General features: G+C 65.6%; 21 protein-coding genes and 1 riboswitch. Of the genes, 12 read left to right on the top strand and 9 right to left on the bottom strand.

From position 1 onward, the window contains the following. Window positions 1-185: 185 nt before the first annotated feature. Window positions 186-1,103, top strand: a complete 918-nt coding sequence (locus ACOIX3_RS06960; protein ID WP_420969024.1) for a 4-hydroxy-tetrahydrodipicolinate synthase family protein — start codon at window positions 186-188, stop codon at window positions 1,101-1,103. Window positions 1,104-1,240: 137 nt separating this feature from the next. Here the strand turns inward: ACOIX3_RS06960 and ACOIX3_RS06955 are convergent, their stop codons facing one another. Further along, window positions 1,241-3,634 (bottom strand): heavy metal translocating P-type ATPase, encoded by a 2,394-nt coding sequence (locus ACOIX3_RS06955; RefSeq protein ID WP_420969023.1) that lies wholly within the window; start codon window positions 3,632-3,634, stop codon window positions 1,241-1,243. 66 nt (window positions 3,635-3,700) lie between these two features. Here ACOIX3_RS06955 and ACOIX3_RS06950 point away from each other — a divergent pair, with 66 nt between their 5' ends. Further along, a complete protein-coding gene (locus ACOIX3_RS06950) occupies window positions 3,701-3,976 on the top strand; it encodes a metal-sensitive transcriptional regulator (protein WP_097671571.1) in 276 nt (91 codons plus the stop codon). Between the two features lie 419 nt (window positions 3,977-4,395). Here the strand turns inward: ACOIX3_RS06950 and ychF are convergent, their stop codons facing one another. The 4 genes from ychF to ACOIX3_RS06930 all read right to left on the bottom strand — a co-directional run bounded on the left by ychF (window position 4,396) and on the right by ACOIX3_RS06930 (window position 7,547). Further along, on the bottom strand, window positions 4,396-5,493 hold the full coding sequence (gene ychF, locus ACOIX3_RS06945) for a redox-regulated ATPase YchF (RefSeq protein ID WP_420969022.1): 1,098 nt from the start codon (window positions 5,491-5,493) through the stop codon (window positions 4,396-4,398). Between the two features lie 61 nt (window positions 5,494-5,554). After that, a complete protein-coding gene (gene pth, locus ACOIX3_RS06940; RefSeq protein WP_420969021.1) occupies window positions 5,555-6,169 on the bottom strand; it encodes an aminoacyl-tRNA hydrolase in 615 nt (204 codons plus the stop codon). Between the two features lie 55 nt (window positions 6,170-6,224). Then, entirely contained in the window at window positions 6,225-6,953 is a 729-nt protein-coding gene (locus ACOIX3_RS06935) for a 50S ribosomal protein L25/general stress protein Ctc (protein WP_420969020.1), read from the bottom strand. 333 nt (window positions 6,954-7,286) lie between these two features. Further along, window positions 7,287-7,547, bottom strand: a complete 261-nt coding sequence (locus ACOIX3_RS06930) for an accessory factor UbiK family protein (RefSeq protein WP_038388183.1) — start codon at window positions 7,545-7,547, stop codon at window positions 7,287-7,289. Between the two features lie 178 nt (window positions 7,548-7,725). On the opposite strand from ACOIX3_RS06930, the gene ACOIX3_RS06925 reads away from it, so the two are divergent. The 8 genes from ACOIX3_RS06925 to ACOIX3_RS06890 all read left to right on the top strand — a co-directional run bounded on the left by ACOIX3_RS06925 (window position 7,726) and on the right by ACOIX3_RS06890 (window position 14,581). Then, complete coding sequence (locus ACOIX3_RS06925; RefSeq protein WP_420969019.1) at window positions 7,726-8,457, top strand: dienelactone hydrolase family protein; 732 nt, start codon at window positions 7,726-7,728, stop codon at window positions 8,455-8,457. A gap of 16 nt (window positions 8,458-8,473) precedes the next feature. Next, window positions 8,474-8,974, top strand: coding sequence for a GNAT family N-acetyltransferase (locus ACOIX3_RS06920; protein ID WP_420969018.1), 501 nt, complete (start codon window positions 8,474-8,476; stop codon window positions 8,972-8,974). A 5-nt stretch (window positions 8,975-8,979) separates the two neighbouring features. Continuing rightward, window positions 8,980-9,822, top strand: a complete 843-nt coding sequence (gene lgt / locus ACOIX3_RS06915) for a prolipoprotein diacylglyceryl transferase (protein ID WP_375776901.1) — start codon at window positions 8,980-8,982, stop codon at window positions 9,820-9,822. 84 nt (window positions 9,823-9,906) lie between these two features. Then, window positions 9,907-10,965: a class I SAM-dependent methyltransferase gene (locus tag ACOIX3_RS06910; protein ID WP_420971675.1), complete on the top strand. Its 1,059-nt coding sequence runs from the start codon at window positions 9,907-9,909 to the stop codon at window positions 10,963-10,965. After that, complete coding sequence (gene pgeF, locus ACOIX3_RS06905) at window positions 10,962-11,729, top strand: peptidoglycan editing factor PgeF (RefSeq protein ID WP_420969017.1); 768 nt, start codon at window positions 10,962-10,964, stop codon at window positions 11,727-11,729. The genes ACOIX3_RS06910 and pgeF overlap by 4 nt, the downstream gene beginning before the upstream one ends. Before the next feature lie 74 nt (window positions 11,730-11,803). Beyond that, entirely contained in the window at window positions 11,804-12,736 is a 933-nt protein-coding gene (locus ACOIX3_RS06900; RefSeq protein ID WP_420969016.1) for a MerR family transcriptional regulator, read from the top strand. 104 nt (window positions 12,737-12,840) lie between these two features. Beyond that, window positions 12,841-13,449, top strand: a complete 609-nt coding sequence (locus ACOIX3_RS06895; RefSeq protein WP_420969015.1) for a hypothetical protein — start codon at window positions 12,841-12,843, stop codon at window positions 13,447-13,449. 178 nt (window positions 13,450-13,627) lie between these two features. Beyond that, window positions 13,628-14,581 carry a ribose-phosphate pyrophosphokinase gene (locus ACOIX3_RS06890; protein ID WP_171948021.1) on the top strand — a complete coding sequence of 318 codons (954 nt, stop codon included), beginning with the start codon at window positions 13,628-13,630 and terminating at the stop codon, window positions 14,579-14,581. A gap of 148 nt (window positions 14,582-14,729) precedes the next feature. Here the strand turns inward: ACOIX3_RS06890 and ACOIX3_RS06885 are convergent, their stop codons facing one another. Next, the gene (locus ACOIX3_RS06885) at window positions 14,730-15,536 is read right to left on the bottom strand and encodes an SDR family NAD(P)-dependent oxidoreductase (protein ID WP_420969014.1); all 807 of its coding nucleotides are present in this window, start codon (window positions 15,534-15,536) and stop codon (window positions 14,730-14,732) included. Between the two features lie 179 nt (window positions 15,537-15,715). Then, window positions 15,716-16,282: a 6,7-dimethyl-8-ribityllumazine synthase gene (locus tag ACOIX3_RS06880; protein ID WP_420969013.1), complete on the bottom strand. Its 567-nt coding sequence runs from the start codon at window positions 16,280-16,282 to the stop codon at window positions 15,716-15,718. A 78-nt stretch (window positions 16,283-16,360) separates the two neighbouring features. Beyond that, a riboswitch (FMN riboswitch) is annotated at window positions 16,361-16,515 on the bottom strand. 444 nt (window positions 16,516-16,959) lie between these two features. On the opposite strand from ACOIX3_RS06880, the gene ACOIX3_RS06875 reads away from it, so the two are divergent. Both ACOIX3_RS06875 and proC read left to right on the top strand, forming a co-directional pair. Further along, entirely contained in the window at window positions 16,960-17,460 is a 501-nt protein-coding gene (locus tag ACOIX3_RS06875) for a YbjN domain-containing protein (protein ID WP_016844492.1), read from the top strand. A 131-nt stretch (window positions 17,461-17,591) separates the two neighbouring features. Further along, window positions 17,592-18,467, top strand: a complete 876-nt coding sequence (gene proC / locus ACOIX3_RS06870; protein WP_420971674.1) for a pyrroline-5-carboxylate reductase — start codon at window positions 17,592-17,594, stop codon at window positions 18,465-18,467. 147 nt (window positions 18,468-18,614) lie between these two features. Here the strand turns inward: proC and ACOIX3_RS06865 are convergent, their stop codons facing one another. Beyond that, complete coding sequence (locus ACOIX3_RS06865; protein WP_420969012.1) at window positions 18,615-19,010, bottom strand: thioesterase family protein; 396 nt, start codon at window positions 19,008-19,010, stop codon at window positions 18,615-18,617. A gap of 116 nt (window positions 19,011-19,126) precedes the next feature. After that, window positions 19,127-19,330: a tautomerase family protein gene (locus ACOIX3_RS06860; protein ID WP_044538952.1), complete on the bottom strand. Its 204-nt coding sequence runs from the start codon at window positions 19,328-19,330 to the stop codon at window positions 19,127-19,129. Between the last annotated feature and the right edge of the window lie 37 nt (window positions 19,331-19,367).

The raw sequence follows: 19,367 nt of genomic DNA, 5'->3' as shown, positions 1-19,367 counted from the left end.
CATCATTATCCAATGATCACGACTTCGTGCGCCGTTCTGTCGTCGAAAAAAGCTCCCCTCCCGGGGACACGAGATCGCGCGCGATAAGATCACCTTCGCATTCAGACCGATCCCGAAACCCCGCCGCCTGGACGGGGTTTTTTGTTGGTCCCGTCTCCGGCTTTGCCTTCTCAAGGAGATGGAACATGACTGAGCTACACCAGCAATTGCAGGGCCTCTGGCTGCCCCTGATCACGCCGTTCCGTGACGGCGAACTCGACGTCACCTCGCTACGCCGCCTGGTGCGGCACTATGCCGGCGGCCCCGTCGACGGGTTCATCCTCGGTGCAACCTCCGGTGAAGGCATGGCGCTCAGCACCGATGAGCTGGAGGGCCTGGTTAGCGTCGTACTCGACGAGCTCAGTGCCAACTCCCGCCATTTGCCGGTCTGCCTCGGGCTCTCCGGCGCCTCTACGGCCAGGATGAAGGATGCGCTGGATGATACGGCCGACTGGCCGATCAACGGCTACCTGATCGCGAGCCCCTATTACATCAGGCCCTCGCAACGCGGGCTCGTGCAGCACTTCAACGCGCTGGCCGATCACGCGTCGTGGCCGGTCGTGCTCTACAACATTCCCTATCGCACGGCGGTGAACCTGACCAATGAAACGCTGCTGACGCTCGCGGAACATCCCAACATCGTCGGCATGAAGGATTGCTCTGCCGACCGCGCGCAGTCGATCGACTTCCTCAACCGCCGGCCCGCCGGCTTCCGCGTGCTGACCGGCGAGGACGCGCAGACATTCGATGCGCTCTCGGACGGCGCCGACGGCGCGATCCTGCTGTCCGCGCATCTCGAAACAGACACCTTCGCTTCGATCCGCACGCTGCTGCGGCAGGGCAAGCGCGACGCGGCACTCGCCGCCTGGCAGAGCGTCCTCGGCCTGACCCGGCTGCTGTTCGCGGAACCGAGCCCGGCGCCGGCCAAGCACTGGCTGTGGCGGCAGGGGCTGATCGACAGCCCCGAGGTGCGGCTGCCGATGGTCGAGGTGAGCGAGGATCTTGCAACCTGGCTCGATGCCGAAATGGAGCGGCGCGCGCAGCTTTTGCTGCAGCCGGCTTAACTCCCGTAGCCCGGATGCAGCGCAGCGAAATCCGGGAGTCGCGCACACGGTAGGACCGCCCCGGATTTCGCTTCGCTTCATCCGGGCTACGCAGTGGCACTGCCTCGCTCCGCGTTTGCGGGACGAGGCACTGTTGCTCAGTCCAGCTTCACCCTCGAAAGCCGCAGCGCGTTGCCGATCACACTGACCGAAGACAGCGCCATCGCCGCGGCGCCGAGCATCGGCGACAGCAGGATGCCGAACAGCGGATACAGCACGCCGGCCGCGATCGGCACGCCGGCGGCGTTGTAGACGAAGGCGAACGCCAGGTTCTGGCGGATGTTGCGCATGGTTGCGACCGACAGGCGCCGCGCCCGGACCAGGCCCATCAGGTCGCCGGTCAGCAGCGTGATGCCGGCGCTCTCGATCGCGACATCGGTGCCACCGCCCATCGCGATGCCGACATCGGCCGCGGCGAGCGCCGGCGCGTCGTTGACGCCATCGCCCGCCATCGCGACGGTGCGGCCCTCGCCGCGCAGCCGCTGCACGACCTCGCTCTTGCGCTCCGGCAGCACGCCGGCCTCGACCTCGTCGATGCCGAGCGTCTTCGCCACCGCGCGCGCGGTGGTCTCATTGTCGCCGGTCAGCATCACGATGCGCAGGCCCTCGGCGCGCAGCGCCTGCAGCGCACTGGCCGCTGACGGCTTGACAGGATCGGCGATCGCGATCACGCCGGCGACGCGACCGTCGACCGCGACATAGATCGCCGTCGCGCCATCGCGCCGCGCGGCCTCGGCAGCCTGATCCAGAGTTGACGTTACGATCTTCAACTCACTCATCAGCACCGCATTGCCGAGCGCAATCTGCTTGCCCTCGACCGTTCCGGTCGCGCCCTTGCCGGAGGGCGAGGCAAAGTTGCTGACGGCCGCCGATGCGAGCTTGCGCTCCCTGGCGGACGCGATGATCGCCTGCGCCAGCGGATGCTCGCTGCCCTGCTCGACGCTGGCGGCAAGGCGGAGCACGTCATTCTCGTCGAACCCTTCGGCCGCGATGATGCGCACGACCTTCGGCTTGCCTTCGGTGAGCGTACCGGTCTTGTCGATGACCAGCGTGTCGATCGCTTCCATCCGCTCCAGCGCCTGCGCGTCGCGGATCAGGATGCCGGAATGCGCGCCACGGCCGACCCCGACCATGATCGACATCGGCGTTGCCAGCCCCAGCGCGCAGGGACAGGCGATGATCAGCACCGTGACCGCGGCGACCAGCGCGAAGGTCAGCCGCGGCTCGGGGCCGAACAGCGTCCAGGCGATGAAGGCGAGCGCGGCCGCGGCGATCACGGCCGGCACGAACCAGCCGGCAACGCGATCGGCGAGCCGCTGGATCGGCGCGCGCGAGCGCTGCGCCTTCGCCACCATGTCGACGATCCGCGACAGCATGGTGTCGCGGCCGACCTTCTCGGCGCGCATCACGAGGCCGCCGCTCTGGTTGACGGTGCCGCCGATCACCTTCTCGCCTTCCGCCTTCGTGACCGGCATCGATTCACCCGTGACCATGGATTCATCGATGACGGCGCTACCCTCGATGACGACGCCGTCGACCGGCACCTTCTCGCCGGGGCGCACGCGCAGGCGGTCGCCGACCTTGATCGCGTCGATGTCGATATCCTCGTCACCGTGATCGGTGACGCGCCGCGCGGTCTTGGGCGCAAGGCCGAGCAGCGCGCGGATCGCGCCCGAGGTCTGCGCGCGGGCCCGCAATTCCAGCACCTGGCCGAGCAGCACCAGCACCGTGATCACGGCCGCCGCCTCGAAATACACCGCGACCGCACCATGCATGTCGCGGAACGCCGGCGGGAACAGCTGCGGCGCCAATGTCGCGACCACGCTGTAGAGATAGGCGACGCCGACGCCCATCGCGATCAGGGTGAACATGTTGAGATTGCGCGTCACCACCGACTGCCAGCCACGCACGAAGAACGGCGCGCCGGCCCACAGCACGACGGGCGTCGCCAGCACGAACGAGATCCAGTTCGACCAGGTCTGCGGCACCAGATGCATCAGCCCGAGATGGTTGCCCATCTCGAGCACGAACACCGGCAGCGTCAGCGCCAGCGCGATCCAGAACCGCCTGACCATGTCGATCAGTTCGGGATCCGGCCCGTCGTCGAGCGAGATCTGCTCCGGCTCGAGCGCCATGCCACAGATCGGGCAGCTGCCGGGACCGACCTGGCGTACCTCGGGATGCATCGGGCAGGTGTAGATCGTGCCGGCCGGCATCGGCGGCTCGGGTTCGCGCGGCTTGAGGTACTTGTCCGGCTCGGCCTCGAAACGCTCGCGGCAACGGCCGCTGCAGAACAGATACTCTTCGCCCTGGTAGCTGAAGCGGTGCTTGGCGGTCGCCGGATTGACCTTCATGCCGCAGACCGGATCGATCGCGAACGTCGCTTCCGCCGGCGTCGCGTCGTGATCATGCTTGCCGCCGCAGCAGGAATGCGCGGCCGCGCCATGATGGTGATGATCGGCGCGCGAATGGTCGTGCTTTGCGTCTGCCACGAAGACTCTTCCCGGCCGGTATCCCGGCCTCTTGATTTGTATACCCTAGGGGGGTATATGAGACCTATGAGAGACGACGTCAAGACATCCTGTCTAAAACGGCTCAAACGGATCGAAGGTCAGATCCGCGGGTTGGCCGCCATGGTCGAGGAAGACCGCTATTGCATCGACGTGGTGACGCAGATCGCCGCGGCGCGCGCGGCGCTGCGCCGCGTCGAGGAAGAGGTGCTGCGCGATCATGTCGCCCATTGCGTCGAGCATGCGATCTCGTCCGGCGACAAGGCCGACCAGCGGCGCAAGATCGCCGAGCTGATGGATGTGATCGGCCGCGCGGATAGGTGAGCGCTGTTTGGCTGTGCGCTATCCGCACACTCCGTGTCGTCCCTGCGAAGGCAGGGACCCATAACCACAGCAGCCAGCAATAAGAAGACGCTGGGGCCCCAGCCTCATCAATCACGAAGATTGGTGGTTATGGGTCCCGGGTCGCGCATCCGCCTTCGCTCGTAGAGCTACGGCGGACAAGTCGCTTGCCCGGGACGACATGCGGAAAGAGCGGCGCCGCACATTCAGTGTCGTCCCTGCGAAAGCAGGGACCCATAACCACAGGACGTGGGGATGAAGCGGGCTGGGGCCACAGCGTCGCGCAACAACAGTGCCCTGTGGTTATGGGTCCCGGGTCGCGCTTCGCTTGCCCGGGACGACGTGGGGAGAAAGCGGGGGCTCGGTTCGCCGCCGCTGTTACACTCGGCTAGCGATCGCGCTCAGGTGTTGAACCGGAAATGCATGACGTCGCCGTCGGCGACGACGTAGTCCTTGCCTTCGAGCCGCAGCTTGCCGGCATCGCGTGCGCCGGCTTCGCCATTGCCGGCGACATAATCCTCATACGCGATGGTCTCGGCGCGGATGAAGCCCTTCTCGAAATCGGTGTGGATCACGCCGGCGGCGGCGGGCGCTTTGGTGCCGCGGTCGATGGTCCAGGCGCGGGCTTCCTTCGGGCCAACCGTGAAATAGGTGATGAGGTCGAGCAGCTGGTAGCCGGCGCGGATCAGCCGGTCGAGCCCGGCCTCTTGGAGGCCCAGCGTCTCCAGGAACTCGGCGCGTTCGGCGCGCGACAGCGTCGCGATCTCGGATTCGATCTTGGCCGAGATCACCACCGCGACCGCGCCTTCCTTCTTGGCTTGCTCGAACACCGCCTTGGAGAAATTGTTGCCGTCCTTGGCCGAGCCTTCCTCGACGTTGCAGACGTAGAGCACGGGCTTCGAGGTCAGGAGCCCGAGCATGCGGAACGCGCGCTCCTCCTCCGGCTTGCGCTCGAGCCCACGCGCCGGCTTGCCGTCGCGCAACAGCACCAGCGCGCGGTTGACGAGCTCGAGCTGCTCCTTGGCTTCCTTGTCGTTGCCCTTGGCCTTCTTCGACAAATTGTCGACGCGCTTCTCCAGGCTGTCGAGGTCGGACAGCATCAGCTCGGTCTCGATGGTCTCGATGTCGGCGAGCGGCGCGATCTTGCCTTCGACATGGGTGATGTCGGAGTCCTCGAAGCAGCGCACCACATGGGCGATGGCGTCGACCTCGCGGATGTTGGCGAGGAACTGGTTGCCGAGGCCCTCGCCCTGGGACGCGCCGCGCACTAGGCCCGCGATATCGACAAAGGTCAGCCGGGTCGGGATGATCTGCGCGGACTTCGCGACCGCCGACAGCTTCTCCAGCCGCGGATCGGGCACCGCCACCTCGCCGACATTCGGCTCGATGGTGCAGAACGGATAGTTCGCGGCCTGGGCGGCCGCCGTCTCGGTCAGTGCATTGAACAGTGTCGACTTGCCGACGTTCGGCAGCCCGACGATCCCGCATTTGAATCCCATGTCGTCCTCAATATTCTCTGGTTCGTCATGGCGGGCTCGTGCCGATGACGATGAAGCGAGATCAGGCCGGCTCCTTGCCGCCATCCTCACCCTTGTCGAAAAATCCCTTGGCCTGCATCGTCAGATGCACCTTGTTGGCGAACGAGGCGTCGTGCCCCGCAGCCAGCAGGCCGGCATTGTCGGCGACGGCCTGGCACAAGGCCTCCACCCACGCCCGGTCGCTCTTGGCGAAGTCCGACAGCACGTGGCTGTGCACGAGCTCCTTGACGCCGGGATGACCGATCCCGAGCCGCACCCGCCGATATTCGTTGCCGATATGTGCGGAGATCGAGCGCAGCCCGTTATGGCCGGCAATCCCGCCGCCGATCTTGACCCGCACCTTGGCGGGCGGCAGTTCGAGCTCGTCCTGGAACACGGTGATGTCGGAGGGGGCGAGCTTGAAGAAGTTCGCCGCTTCCTGCACCGCGCGCCCGGACTCGTTCATGTAGGTGGTCGGCTTCAGCAGCACGACCTTCTCACGATCGACGACACCTTCGGAGGTCTCGCCCTGAAAGCGACGGCGCCATGGTCCGAAACCATGACGCCGTGCAATCTCGTCGACCGCCAGAAAACCGATATTGTGCCGGTTGCTGGCGTATTTCGCGCCAGGATTACCGAGACCGACAAAAAGGCGCATGGCGCGGCATCCCGCGTCGGCGCGCCATCAGACGATCGCGCGCCGACCTGATCGATTACTTCTTCTTGTCGCCACCGCCGGCGGGAGCCTTGGCACCCGCGGCCGGAGCCGCAGCACCCGCAGCCGGAGCCGCAGCACCCGCAGCCGGAGCTGCAGCACCCGCGGCCGGAGCAGCGCCACCAGCAGCCGCCGCAGCTGCGGCCTTCTGCTCTTCGGCGTAGCCGGACGGCGGGACGATGGTGACCAGCGTCGCGTCCTCGCGGGTCAGCGACTTCACGCCCTTGGGCAGCGTGACCTCGGAGAGATGCAGCGAGTAGCTGATCTCGAGGCTGCCGACGTCGACTTCGATGTATTGCGGAATGTTGTCGACCGCGCACTCGAGTTCGAGCGCGTGGGTGACGATGTTCACGGTGCCGCCGCGCTTGATGCCGGGGGCGGTTTCCGCGTTGACGACGTGCAGCGGCACGCTGACGCGGATGGTCGCGCCTTCGCCAAGCCGCATGAAGTCGACATGGAGCGGGAAGTCCTTCACCGGGTCGAGGTGGAAGTCGCGCGGAATCACGCGGTGCTTCTTGCCCTCGAGGTCGATGTCATAGATCGTGGTCAGGAACCGGCCGGCCAGGATGCGCTGACGCAGTTCACGATCGTCGACCGAGATGGTGACGGGGGGCTGGTTGTCTCCGTAGATCACTCCGGGAACTCTCCCGGCGCGACGCTCTGCCCGGGCGGCCCCCTTGCCGCTCTTCGGACGCGCGGTCGCCTTCAATTCCTTGACGGTCGCCATAGCGTTAAGTCCTTGTATTTAAAAAGTTAAAGGCCGCAGCGCGGCCCATGCTCAGGTCCACAGCAAGCCTCCAGGGGTGCGGGGGCCGCGGACGTGGCGGGCTTTTAGCCCCAAAGGGCCGAAATGACAAGGAAATGAAGGAGATTTTCTTTCTTCACCCTCCCCTGGAGGGGGAGGGTCGGACCGCATGCAGCGAAGCGAAATGCGGGCTGGGGTGGGGTGATCTCTCAACACGAGCACCATTCAGGTGGAGGAACCGTCACCCGACCCCGGCTCACATTTCGCTGTGCTCAATTGTGAGCCGACCCTCCCCCTCCAGGGGAGGGTGGAAGATCAGCCCGCCGAACCACCCAGCTTGGCTTCCAGCGCGGCGATCCTCGCCTTCAGCGCCTCGTTCTCCTCGCGTGCCAGGCGGGCCATGTCCTTGACCGCGTCGAATTCCTCGCGCTTGACCACATCGAGGTCACGCAGGATCCGTTCGGCCTGGTTGCGCATGACCGTGTCGACCTCACGCTTGACGCCCTGGGCTGCGCCCGCGGCGTCGTTCATCAGACGGCCGATCTCATCGAAAAACCGGTTGCTGGTCTGGGTCATCTGGCAAAACTCTCCGCATTCACTGGCTTGCGCAAAAGACAATGGCGATCCCTGCCATCCGGTTCAAGTCCGCCGCGAATGGCAGACCTTACGGGCGCTTGCCTTGTCATGCTCCGGTTTCCTTGCAATCGTATGAACTCACAACAGAAATCGCACACATAACGCGAGCAGAAACGCCATGATCGAGCAGACCGTCGATATCCCGACCAAGGACGGCAAAACCACCACCTTCATCACCCATCCCGAGCGCGGCGGCCCCTTCCCTGTCGTCATCTTCTACATGGATGCGCCTGGTATCCGCGAGGAGCTGCGCGACATGGCACGCCGGCTCGGCACGTCGGGCTATTATGTGATGCTGCCCAATATGTATTACCGCGCCGGCGCGATGGAGCTCGGCCCGATCAATCCCGATCCGGAATCGCCCGAGCGCAAGCGGATGTTCGAGCTGATGCACTCGCTCAACATCCCGCTGGTCATGGAAGACACCAAGGGCCTGCTCGGCTACGCCGAGACCCAGAAGCCCGCCAACACCAAGATCATTGGCACCGTCGGTTATTGCATGAGTGGCCGCTATGCGGTGAACGCGGCGACGCATTTCGCCGATCGCGTCAAGGCCGCCGCCTCGGTCTACGGCACGCATCTGGCGACCGACCAGCCCGACAGCCCACATCTCGCCGCGCAGAAGACCAAGGCCGAGCTCTATTTCGCCTGCGCCGAGACCGACATCTACGCCCCAGCGGAGATCATCGAGCAGGTGAAGGCGGGCATGAAGGGCTCGACCAACGAGGTCGAGATCTATCCCGGCACCCATCACGGCTTCGCCTTCCCCAAGCGCCCGGTCTACGACCGCGACGCCGCCGAACGCCATTGGGAGCGGCTGCTCGCGCTCTATCGCCGCAACCTGGTCTGAGGCCCGAAGCACAGGGATGGCGGAGGCCCCGCGCATTCGAGGCTACCGAAGCTCCGACGCCAATGAGGTGAACCGGCTTGCGGTGATAGCCTTCGAGCAATTCCGTGACGCCTTCGACGACTGGCCGGCGATGCGCGCCGGCCAGTCAAAGACTTCTGAATTGAGTTCCGGCGGCGAGATCATCGTCGCCGAGCTCGGCGGCCGGCTGGCCGGCGCGGTCGGCTATTTTGGGCCCGGCGTCAAAAAGGCCGCATTCTTCGATCAGGCATGGCCGGTCATTCGCATGCTGGTCGTCGACAGCGTCGACACAGTCGACAGGGGCAAGGGACTCGGGCATGCGTTGACGTCGGAATGCCTCGCCAGGGCGCGGCGCGACCGGTGCCGGACCATTGCGCTTCACACGAGCCCCATCATGACGGTCGCCTTGCCGATGTATCTCAGGATGGGCTTCAGCAAGGTGCATGACGCTCCGCCCATTCATGGCGTGCCCTACGCCGTCTACACGAAAGCGCTCTGATCCCGATGCCGTTCCTGCTGATCGACTTTCCGGTGTTCAACCCCGTCGCGCTCGCGCTCGGGCCGATCGTGATCCGCTGGTATGCGCTGGCCTATATCGTCGGCATCGTGCTGGGCTGGATCTACGCCCGCTCGCTGATCAAGAAGGAGCGGCTGTGGGGCGGCCCGGCGCCGATCACGCTGCCGCAGCTCGACGATTTCATCCTCTGGGTCACCATCGGCATCATCGTCGGCGGCCGCACCGGCTATGTGCTGTTCTACAACCTGCCCTTCTTCATCGCGCACCCGTCCGAGATCCTGGAATTGTGGAAGGGCGGCATGTCGTTCCACGGCGGCTTCCTCGGCTGCGTCGCCGCCGTGATGCTGTTTGCCCGCCGCAACAACATCCCGATCCTGTCGCTCGGCGACATCACCACCGCGGTGGCGCCGATCGGGCTGTTCCTCGGCCGGCTCGCCAATTTCATCAACAGTGAATTGTGGGGCCGTCACGCCGATCCGAGCCTGCCCTGGGCCATGATCTTCCCCAATGGCGGACCGCTGCCGCGCCATCCGAGCCAGCTCTATGAGGCCGGGCTCGAGGGCATCGTGCTGTTCACGGCATTGGCGATCATGATCCGGATGGGGGCGCTGAAGCGGCCCGGCCTGATCCTCGGCAGCTTCATTGCGATCTACGGCATTGCCCGCATCATCGGCGAGCATTTCAGGGAGCCCGATCCGCAGCTCGGATTCCTGTGGGGCGGATTAACCATGGGCATGCTGCTGTCGGTGCCAATGATCATCGTGGGCGCTATCATCATCACGGCCGCCATTCGCCGCAGGGCGAACGGGCCGGCGCCGAGTTCAATGTAGAGCAAGTGCAATCCAAGGAAGGCCGTGAGCGAACCCTCCCCACTGCTGGATGAGATCAGGAAGCTGATCAAGCTGTCCGGGCCGATGCCGGTCTGGCGCTACATGGAATTGTGCCTGATGCATCCGCGCTACGGCTACTATCTGTCGCGCGATCCGCTCGGCCGCGAGGGCGATTTCACCACGGCGCCCGAGGTCAGCCAGATGTTCGGCGAACTGCTCGGGCTGTGGAGCGCCTCGATCTGGCGCGCGATCGGGTCGCCGGACACGCTCCGCCTGATCGAGCTCGGGCCCGGCCGCGGCACCATGATGTCGGATGCGCTGCGTGCGCTGCGCGTGCTGCCGCCGCTCTACCAGTCGCTCAGCATCCACCTCGTCGAGGTCAATCCGGTGCTGCGCGAGAAGCAGCACGCCACGCTGACCGGCGTGCGCAACATCACCTGGCACGACAGCATCGACGACGTGCCGGAGGGGCCAGCGGTGATCCTCGCCAACGAATATTTTGACGTGCTGCCGATCCACCAGATGGTCCGCCGCGAGACCGGCTGGCACGAGCGCACGGTCGGGATGGATGCCAATGGCAATCTGTATTTCGCGCCCGCCGCCGAGCCGACACCGCATTTCGAGGTGCTGCTGCCGCCGCTGATGCGCGCCGCCCCGCTCGGCGCGGTGTTTGAATGGCGGCCTGACAGCGAGATCATGAAGCTCGCAACGCGCCTGCGCGACCAGGACGGCGCCGCGCTGATCATCGATTACGGCCATCTGCGCAGCGACGCCGGCGACACCTTCCAGGCGATCGCGCGCCACAGCTTCGCCGACCCGCTGAGGAACCCGGGACAGGCCGACGTGACGGCGCATGTCGATTTCCAGGCCCTGGCGCAGGCCGCCGAGGATGTCGGCGCGCGCGTTCACGGGCCGGCGACGCAGGGCGACTTCCTCAAGCGCCTCGGCGTCGAGGCCCGTGCCGCCGGATTGATGGCGAAAGCCTCACCCGAGGTCTCCGCCGACATTGCCGGCGCGCTGAAGCGCCTGACCGATTCCGGACGCGGCGGGATGGGCTCGATGTTCAAGGTCATGGCCATCTCCGACCCGCGCCTCACCTCGATCGCCGGCCTCAGCGATCAGCCTGACGAGACCGAACAATGACATTGGGATCACCGCTGCTGTCGGCCGTTCCGGGCCTGCGCCACGCCTTCTTCTCGCGCGAGGGCGGCGTCTCCGAGGGCATCTATGCCGGCCTCAATGGCGGGCTCGGCTCGCACGACGATCCGGCCAAGGTCGCCGAGAACCGGCGGCGGATGGCCGAGCAGCTCGGCGTGCCGTCCAAGCACCTGATCAGCGTGCATCAGGTGCACTCGCCCGACGTCGTGACCGTGACTGGTCCATGGAATCACGCCGCGCGCCCGAAGGCGGACGCGCTCGTCACACGCACGGAGGGTCTGGCGATATCGGTCACGACGGCCGACTGCGGTCCGATCCTGTTCGTCGATCCCCATGCGCGGGTGATCGGCGCGGCGCATGCCGGCTGGAAGGGCGCGCTGACCGGCGTGCTGGAATCGACTATCGATGCGATGGAGAAGCTCGGCGCCGAGCGCGGCGGCATCGTCGCCGCCATCGGCCCGCTGATACGCAAGGAATCCTACGAGGTCGGACGTGAATTCGTCGAACGCTTCATCGAGGCCGATGCCGAGAACGGCATGTTCTTCATGCCCGCCGAGCGCGACGGCCACGCGATGTTCGATCTCGCCGGCTTCATCCGGATGCGGCTGGAAAATGCCGGCGTGCTGATGATCGACGATCTCGGCATCGACACTTACTCCGACGAGCGCTGCTTCAGCTACCGCCGCTCCGTGCACCGCAAGGAAGCCGATTACGGCCGGCTCGTTCACGCCATCGCGCTGGAAAGCTGACGCCGGGCGTCATCTTCGTTTTTATGCGACAACCGCCTTGACTCTCCACCTGCTGGAGACCGGACAAGCGGCGCATGACACAACGCACCTACAGCATCGGCGAGGCGGCGCGGCTCAGCGGAATTTCCGTCCGCAGGCTCCGCTTCTATGCGGACCAGGGGTTGCTGCCGCCGGCCGGCCGCACCGCGAGCGGCTATCGCGTCTTCACCGACGATGAACTGGTTCGCCTCGACCTGATCCGCTGCCTGCGCGATGCGGGGCTCGGTCTCGACGCCATCCGCGAGGTCCTGACCAAGGAACTCTCGCTGGTCGAGGCGCTCAAGCTCCGTCTCGAGACGCTGGAAGCGGAGATCGCGGCCCAGCGCCGCGTCGCCTCGGCCCTGCGGGCTGCGTTGCGTTCACCGCAACTCACCGAAGCAGACTTACGGAGATTCCTGACCATGACGCAGCTATCCCGCGCTGAGCGCCGCAACGTCGTCGAAAGTTTTTTCGAGAAGGTGTCCGACGGCATCAACATCGACCGGAAATGGATCCGGCAGATGATCGAGACCAGCGTACCCGAATTGCCCGACGAGCCGACGCCAGAGCAATGCGATGCGTGGATCGAGCTTTCGGAGATGCTGGGCGATCCCTCCCTCGTCGCCAACCTTCGCGCCAACGCGGAGGATGTGTGGAATCACCACGTGCTGGATCTCGCTGCTTGGCAAGCGGCCAACGAAACCGTGCTGGCCAAGGCCAGGGAGATCATCGCGCGCGACCTCGGGCCGGAGTCGGAGGCGGGCCAGGTGCTGGCACGCGACTGGCTGGCGACGTCGGCGCGATTGCTGAAACGCGAACCCGACCTCGAATTCCGCAGCTGGATTCGCCGCAAGTACGCCCTGCACGACGCCCGTGCGGCCCGCTACTGGGAACTCGTCGCCATCATGCGCGGGCAGTCGCCGGACGCGAGCCCGAACCGCGAGTGGGCCTGGATCACCGAAGCCATGCGGCATCATCTGGCCGACTGAGCCAGAAATATCGCGAAAGGAATTCGGTCCTCTTCCCGGATCGTTAAGTGCTGTGGCCGTCCTGCCCTAGACGTTAAGCCGTTTTAACGATATCGCAGGACGCAATGAGGGAAGCGTCAAACCACCAGTTTCAAACTGGGACAGTCGTGCGTGTCGCGATCGCAGCCACATGGCTCGCGATTGCGTCCGCGCTTGGCGGATGCGCGGCCGGCGGCAACGTGGCTGACTCCTACGCAATGGCGACGCCCGCGAGCGGCGGCGCAACCGTCGCCTTCGAATCGATCGACGGCCCGCCGCCCCAGGTGTTCGACCGCATGGTGGGCGTGCTCGACAGCGAATCCAAGCTGCGCAGCCTGTCGATCGTGTCGCGCCAGGCCACCGCGGCCTATCGCGTGCGCAGCTATCTCTCGGCGCAGGTGGTGCGCGGCCGCACCATGATTGCGTGGGTATGGGACGTCTACGACAGCAACCAGCAACGCGCGCTCCGATTGTCCGGCGAAGAGCCCGCCGGCAAAGCCGGCCGCGACGCCTGGGCTGCCGCCGACGATCTGGTGCTGCGCAAGATCGCCCAGGCCGGCCTCAGCGGCCTGTCCGGCATGATCAATGGTGGCCCGGCGCCCGCCCCGGCACCGGAGCTCCGTGGGCCGGCGATGGTCAGCGCCCCGGCCCCCGCCACGCCCGAAACCGTGGCACTCAGCTATTCCGCCAACTAACCCCCGGAATCTCCCGGGGAAAGGCGTTTTTTGCCCAGGAAAACGTGGGCCGAAGCGCCTAATGGGTTGCCATCGGCGCCGCCTGCCTGATATTCCCTCGCGCACCGAAAACCCGCCGGTTCTGTAAGGACTTGAGATGCTGAACGTCGTATCCAGCAAGGCGCGGGGGGAAGCATCGATGTCGGCAAAGAACGGATCAATCAAGCTCGTCGCCGGCAACTCCAATCCTGCGCTGGCGCAGGACATTGCCAAGGGACTTGGCATCGAACTGACCAAGGCCGTGGTCCGGCGCTTCGCCGACATGGAGATCTTCGTCGAGATCCAGGAGAACGTCCGCGGTTCGGACATGTTCATCATTCAGTCGACGTCGTATCCGGCCAATGACAATTTGATGGAGCTTTTGATCATCACCGACGCGCTGCGCCGTTCCTCGGCGCGCCGCATCACGGCGGTGGTGCCCTATTTCGGTTACGCCAGGCAGGACCGCAGGTCCGGCTCGCGTACGCCGATCTCGGCCAAGCTCGTCGCCAACCTGATCTCGCACTCCGGCGTCGACCGCGTCATGACGCTCGACCTACACGCCGGCCAGATCCAGGGCTTCTTCGACATCCCAACCGACAATCTGTTCGCGGCGCCCCTGATGGTGCGCGATATCAGGGAGAAGTTCGACCTCGCCAAGGTCATGGTGGTGTCGCCCGACGTCGGCGGCGTGGCGCGTGCCCGTGGCCTCGCCAAGCGCATCAACACCCCGCTTGCGATCGTCGACAAGCGCCGCGAGCGCCCCGGTGAGTCCGAGGTGATGAACGTGATCGGCGACGTCGCCGGCTACAATTGCATCCTGGTCGACGACATCGTCGATTCCGGCGGCACGCTGGTGAACGCGGCCGAGGCGCTGATCGCGCACGGCGCCAAGGAAGTCTCGGCCTACATCACCCACGGCGTGCTGTCCGGCGGCGCCGCCGCGCGGATCGCCTCGTCGCGGCTGAAGGAGCTGGTCATCACCGACTCGATCCTGCCGACCGAAGCCGTCAACAAGGCACCGAACATCCGCCAGATCTCGATCGCCGGCCTGATCGCCGAAGCGATCGGCCGCACCGCAGCGGAAGAGTCGGTCTCCAGCCTGTTCGATTAACCGTCGTCCCTGCGAAAGCAGGGACCCATAACCACAGTCCGTTGTTGTTGCGAAGGCTGTGGCTCCAGCGTTGTAAATCAAATCACATTCGTGGTTATGGGTCCCGGCTCAAGGCCGGGACGACACCGGGTTTGCGGCACCCACTCCGCTAAAACCCCGGCCGCGGCACGTGGCTCATCAGCGTCCGCGCATAGCCGCCGTCGACGATGATCTCCTCGCCATTGACGTATGACGCGCGGTCGCTTGCCAGGAACAGGGTCGCGTCCGCCATATCCTGCGGCGCGCCGATCCGGCGCATCGGCACCACAGCGGTGCGCCGCTCGGTGACCCCTGGCGTGTCGTAGAACGCCTGGCTCATCGGCGTGACGACGAGGCCGGGGCTGACCACATTGCTGCGGATGCCGTGCGGTCCCCATTCGGCGGCGAGCTGCTGCGAGAGCATCACGACGGCGGCCTTGCTGACGCTGTAGGCGCCGCTCTGGCCCTGCGCATTGCTGGCGGCGATCGAGGCGACATGGATGAGGCTGCCGCGTCCGGCCTTGCGCATCTGGCGGCCGAACGCCCGCGCGCAGATGAAGTAGCCGGTGAGGTTGACCGCCAGCACCGCATTCCATTCGGCGAGCGGCAGCGTGTCGAGCCCGCCGGGGCGCAGCACCGCCGCGGTGTTGACGAGGATGTCGCAAGAGCCAAGCGTGCGCGCGACGGCATCGGCAGCCGCCGCGATGTTATCCTCGCTGGTCGTGTCGCAGCTTGCGACGAGATGACCATCGCCGAATTCGCGAAGCTTCGCCTCGGTCTCCGTCAGCCCGCGCTCGTCGCGATCGAGGGCCGCGACCCTGACGCCGGCGCGCGCGAAACTGACCGCGGTGGCGCGGCCGATGCCGCCGCCTCCGCCGGTGACGACGGCAACGCGGCCGGACAGGCCGAGCCAGTCGGTGGAATGTTGTTCGGTCATGAGCGCCTCCCGCGCGTTCTGATTATGCCGGCAAGCATAACCGAACGCGCTGGCTGCGAGCGCGATCCCGGCACGCATGCCGGAATCGCTTTTGCGTCGGGCCTTGATCTATTGACGCGCTTCTTATCTGCGCATGATCTTTTCGGAAAACCGCTTCGCACTTTTCCGGATCATGCGCGTTAGCCAGGTATCCCCGCCGCGACCTGGCCGCGCAGCCGTTCGAGGCTGAGCAGCGTGTTGGCGCAGGCCTCCGCGACCTCGATCCCCTTGATGACGAAGTGCTTGCGGAAGAAGTCGTAATGCACCTCGGTCTCGTGGAATTGCTGCGGCGTCAGCACCGCCGAGAACACCGGCACCTCGGTGCGCAACTGCACATCCATCAGCGCTTTGATCACGGTATCGGCGACGAACTCGTGGCGGTAGATGCCGCCATCGACAACGAGCCCGGCCGCGACGATCGCGGTGTAGCGGCGGGTCTTCGCCAGCAGTTGCGCATGCAGCGGGATCTCGAACGAGCCCGGCACTTCGAACACATCGACATTGGTGATGTGGCGCGCCTCGATCTCCTTCAGGAAGGAGATGCGGCACTCTTCCACCACATCGCGATGCCAGGACGACTGCACGAAGGCAACGCGCTGCGGTTTGGCGAAGTGCGGATGCTCCGGCGCCGGCGGACGAGCCGGCGTATCCGGAACACTTTCTGCTTGGGAGGTCTGGACTTCAGCGTCTTGCAACATCTGATTCATGGCTTTCCTCTTTCAGGACCAGAATCAGGGCACACGGACAACGACACAAGCCCACGCGAATATCGCGTTGGCTGCCGCAACCGTTCTCTTTCATCCGGACTGTAACCGTCGGCTTCGGAATTGCACCGAATCTGCTGACCCTTCCTCCGGCTTCGCGGAAGAAGGCGCTCGCGGGCTTGGGCTCATCACCCTTTACCGCCGGTGGGGATTTTCACCCCGCCCTGAGAACATCGGCACGCCCGGGATGGACGTGCCTGAGGCGAAATATGACCAAACCGCGACAGCTGGGCAAGCACCTTTGGCATGGGGAAACGGCATGTCCCCATGAGCGCGCCGCGGCCCTTGCAGAGAGATGTGAGCGCCCGAAAGGCTGATTCACGTGTGCGGCGAAGCGCCTGCCAATGGTTAATAAATCGTTACGCGAACGCCTAGATTCCGATTTGTTCGCAAAATCACAAGTGTGGCGGAGATCAGCTGTGGACGATGCGCGCTTTGGCTGTGGACGGACTCGGCGTGCGGTTGCGCGGATTCCGCAAATCACATCACTTCATCGGCGTCAGGTCCAGGGGCATCCGGAAGCCCGGTCAAGGAACTGCACTCGGCCACGACGCAGTATGTCGCAAGTGCCGGCTTCCGTGTGCGTATCAAGCGATCATAAGAACAAGGTCCGAGACGGCATGTCCCTCCTCGAAAGCATTATCGATTCCCGGAACAACCCGCTTGCGGTGGTCGAAGATATCGCCACCGACAACAACTGGGCGTTCGAGCGTTCCGGCGAAGACGAGGTGACGATCGTCTCCAAGGGAGACTGGATCGATTATCAGCTCTCCTTCACCTGGATGGGAGAGATCGAGGCGCTGCATCTCGCATGCGCCTTCGACATGAAGATGCCGCAAGCGCGGCGCGCCGAGGTGCAGCGGCTGGTCGCCGCCATCAACGAACAACTATGGGTCGGCCATTTCGACCTGTGGACCCACACCGGCATGGTGATGCATCGTCAGGCGCTGGTGCTGCCCGGCGGCCTCACCGCCTCCACCGCGCAATGCGAGGCCATGGTGGTCAACGCGATCCATGCCTGCGAGCGCTACTATCCGGCGTTCCAGTTCGTGGTGTGGGCCGGCAAGTCGACCGCCGAGGCGATGGCCGCGGCGATGTTCGATACCGAGGGCGAGGCGTAAGCGGCTGTAGCGCGACGCCTCCACACGTTCGGTGTCGTCCCTGCGAAAGCAGGGACCCATACTCCGCGGCCGCGGGGCTCACGCAAACTGCTTGTGGCTGGCGCCACGCTTCACTAGAACCGCCTGTGGTTATGGGTCCCTGCGTTCGCAGGGACGACACAGAGTTTGTGGAGCCACCCGTGAACACAAGCAGCGCATTGACGAACACTTCCGGCACCATCGCGCTTGCGGGCGCGGGCAAGATGGGCGGCGCAATGCTGACCGGCTGGCTAGCGCAGGGCCTCTCGCCCAAGCATGTCGCGGTGATCGATCCGCATATCTCGCCGGAGATTTCCGCGCTGGCCGCCAAGGGCGTGCGGCTCAATCCGCGAGCGACGGATCTCGGCACGGTCGACACGCTGGTCGTCGCGGTGAAGCCGCAATCGTTCCGCGACGCCGGCGCTGCGCTGAAGGCGCTGGTCGGTCCATCGACACTCGTGGTCTCGATCATGGCCGGCACCACGATCTCCTCATTGGAAGAAGTGGTCGGCGGCGCGGTGGTGCGCGCGATGCCGAATACGCCGGCGGCGATCGGCCGCGGCATCACGGTCGCGGTGCCCTCAAAGCGCGTCACCGCCGCGCAGCGCGCCATGACCGACGCGCTGCTGAAGGCGACCGGGCTGGTCGAATGGGTCGACGATGAAGGCCTGATGGACGCGGTGACCGCGGTCTCCGGCTCCGGCCCGGCCTATGTCTTCCTGCTCGCCGAGGAGCTCGCCCGCGCCGGCGTCGCGGCCGGCTTGCCCGAGCAACTCGCGACCACGCTGGCGCGCGCGACCGTCGCCGGCTCCGGCGAGTTGCTGCATCGCTCGGATCTGCCGTCGGCGACGCTGCGGCAGAATGTCACCTCGCCCGGCGGCACCACCGCGGCCGCGCTCGAGGTGCTGATGGCGAGCGACGGCATGCAGCCACTGATGACCCGCGCCATCGCTGCGGCGACGCGACGCTCAAAGGAATTGGCGAAGTAGTCTCCTGCTGATCCCGTCATCCCCGCGCAAAGGCTTCGCCTTTGTCGCTGGAGGTGCGAGCGGAGCGAGCCTCGAAGGGTGCACGGCCCGCCGCCCATCCTTCGAGACGCGCTACGCGCTCCTCAGGATGACGTCTGAATGTGCGGTCTAGGCCGCGCCGAGCCGCCTGTTGAAACTCTCGACATTGATCAGGCCGCGGGCGTGGCGGCCTTCGCCGAGCTTGCGCCCGCCCTCAAAGGCCTCGACCTCGAAGCGGATCACGCGGCGCTCGACTGCGACCACACTTGCGGTGGTCCGCACGGTGGCGCCGACGAGCGCGGCGGCGAGATGGCGGATATCGACCTCGGTCCCGACCGTGACCCAGCCGGGCTGCAGCGCAGCGCGGATGGCATCACCCGACGCCATCTCCATGTCGAGGATCATCATCGGCGTCGCATAGACCATCGGCATGCCCGGCACGAAATGCCCGACCGTGCGCTCCGGCGGCACCACGAGCATGCGCTCGGCGCTCATGCCGATCTTGATGAAGTCGCGTGCGTCCATTGGTGCCTTGCTCGTCATTCCGGGGCACGCGAAGCGTGAACCCGGAATCTGGAGATTGTTGATCGAGATCCCGGGTTCGCGCTAATGCGCGCCCCGGGATGACGCGCTTTCGCGCGTCATTTCTTCGCCGCAGCCGCGCGCTCGACGAAGGTCTTGCCGCCCTTCATCTTGTGATGCAACGGCGCTTCGTTGATCTGGATCACGACGGCGTCGGCGTCGACGCCGAGGTTCTTCACCAGCGCCTGGGTGATGTCGCGCATCATGCCGGCCTTCTGCTCGTCGGTGCGGCCGGCGGCCATGCTGACAGTGATCTCGGGCATCGGAATAACTCCCTTGTTGTTGTTGCGCAGACCAGTC

The sequence above is a fragment of the Bradyrhizobium sp. B120 genome, from assembly GCF_049075665.1.
In the GTDB taxonomy this organism is placed as follows: Bacteria; Pseudomonadota; Alphaproteobacteria; order Rhizobiales; family Xanthobacteraceae; genus Bradyrhizobium.
Note: the sequence above shows the minus strand (reverse complement) of the source record. Positions and strands in the feature narration are given on the sequence as shown.

Excerpts from the sequence above, each read along its gene's own strand:
- ACOIX3_RS06960 (WP_420969024.1), top strand. The coding sequence starts at position 186 with ATGACTGAGCTACACCAGCAATTGCAGGGCCTCTGGCTGCCCCTGATC.
- ACOIX3_RS06950 (WP_097671571.1), top strand. The coding sequence starts at position 3,701 with ATGAGAGACGACGTCAAGACATCCTGTCTAAAACGGCTCAAACGGATC.
- ychF (WP_420969022.1), bottom strand. The coding sequence starts at position 5,493 with ATGGGATTCAAATGCGGGATCGTCGGGCTGCCGAACGTCGGCAAGTCG.
- pth (WP_420969021.1), bottom strand. The coding sequence starts at position 6,169 with ATGCGCCTTTTTGTCGGTCTCGGTAATCCTGGCGCGAAATACGCCAGC.
- ACOIX3_RS06935 (WP_420969020.1), bottom strand. The coding sequence starts at position 6,953 with ATGGCGACCGTCAAGGAATTGAAGGCGACCGCGCGTCCGAAGAGCGGC.
- ACOIX3_RS06930 (WP_038388183.1), bottom strand. The coding sequence starts at position 7,547 with ATGACCCAGACCAGCAACCGGTTTTTCGATGAGATCGGCCGTCTGATG.
- ACOIX3_RS06925 (WP_420969019.1), top strand. The coding sequence starts at position 7,726 with ATGATCGAGCAGACCGTCGATATCCCGACCAAGGACGGCAAAACCACC.
- ACOIX3_RS06920 (WP_420969018.1), top strand. The coding sequence starts at position 8,474 with ATGGCGGAGGCCCCGCGCATTCGAGGCTACCGAAGCTCCGACGCCAAT.
- lgt (WP_375776901.1), top strand. The coding sequence starts at position 8,980 with ATGCCGTTCCTGCTGATCGACTTTCCGGTGTTCAACCCCGTCGCGCTC.
- ACOIX3_RS06910 (WP_420971675.1), top strand. The coding sequence starts at position 9,907 with ATGCCGGTCTGGCGCTACATGGAATTGTGCCTGATGCATCCGCGCTAC.
- pgeF (WP_420969017.1), top strand. The coding sequence starts at position 10,962 with ATGACATTGGGATCACCGCTGCTGTCGGCCGTTCCGGGCCTGCGCCAC.
- ACOIX3_RS06900 (WP_420969016.1), top strand. The coding sequence starts at position 11,804 with ATGACACAACGCACCTACAGCATCGGCGAGGCGGCGCGGCTCAGCGGA.
- ACOIX3_RS06895 (WP_420969015.1), top strand. The coding sequence starts at position 12,841 with ATGAGGGAAGCGTCAAACCACCAGTTTCAAACTGGGACAGTCGTGCGT.
- ACOIX3_RS06890 (WP_171948021.1), top strand. The coding sequence starts at position 13,628 with ATGTCGGCAAAGAACGGATCAATCAAGCTCGTCGCCGGCAACTCCAAT.
- ACOIX3_RS06885 (WP_420969014.1), bottom strand. The coding sequence starts at position 15,536 with ATGACCGAACAACATTCCACCGACTGGCTCGGCCTGTCCGGCCGCGTT.
- ACOIX3_RS06880 (WP_420969013.1), bottom strand. The coding sequence starts at position 16,282 with ATGAATCAGATGTTGCAAGACGCTGAAGTCCAGACCTCCCAAGCAGAA.
- ACOIX3_RS06875 (WP_016844492.1), top strand. The coding sequence starts at position 16,960 with ATGTCCCTCCTCGAAAGCATTATCGATTCCCGGAACAACCCGCTTGCG.
- proC (WP_420971674.1), top strand. The coding sequence starts at position 17,592 with ATGGGTCCCTGCGTTCGCAGGGACGACACAGAGTTTGTGGAGCCACCC.
- ACOIX3_RS06865 (WP_420969012.1), bottom strand. The coding sequence starts at position 19,010 with ATGGACGCACGCGACTTCATCAAGATCGGCATGAGCGCCGAGCGCATG.
- ACOIX3_RS06860 (WP_044538952.1), bottom strand. The coding sequence starts at position 19,330 with ATGCCCGAGATCACTGTCAGCATGGCCGCCGGCCGCACCGACGAGCAG.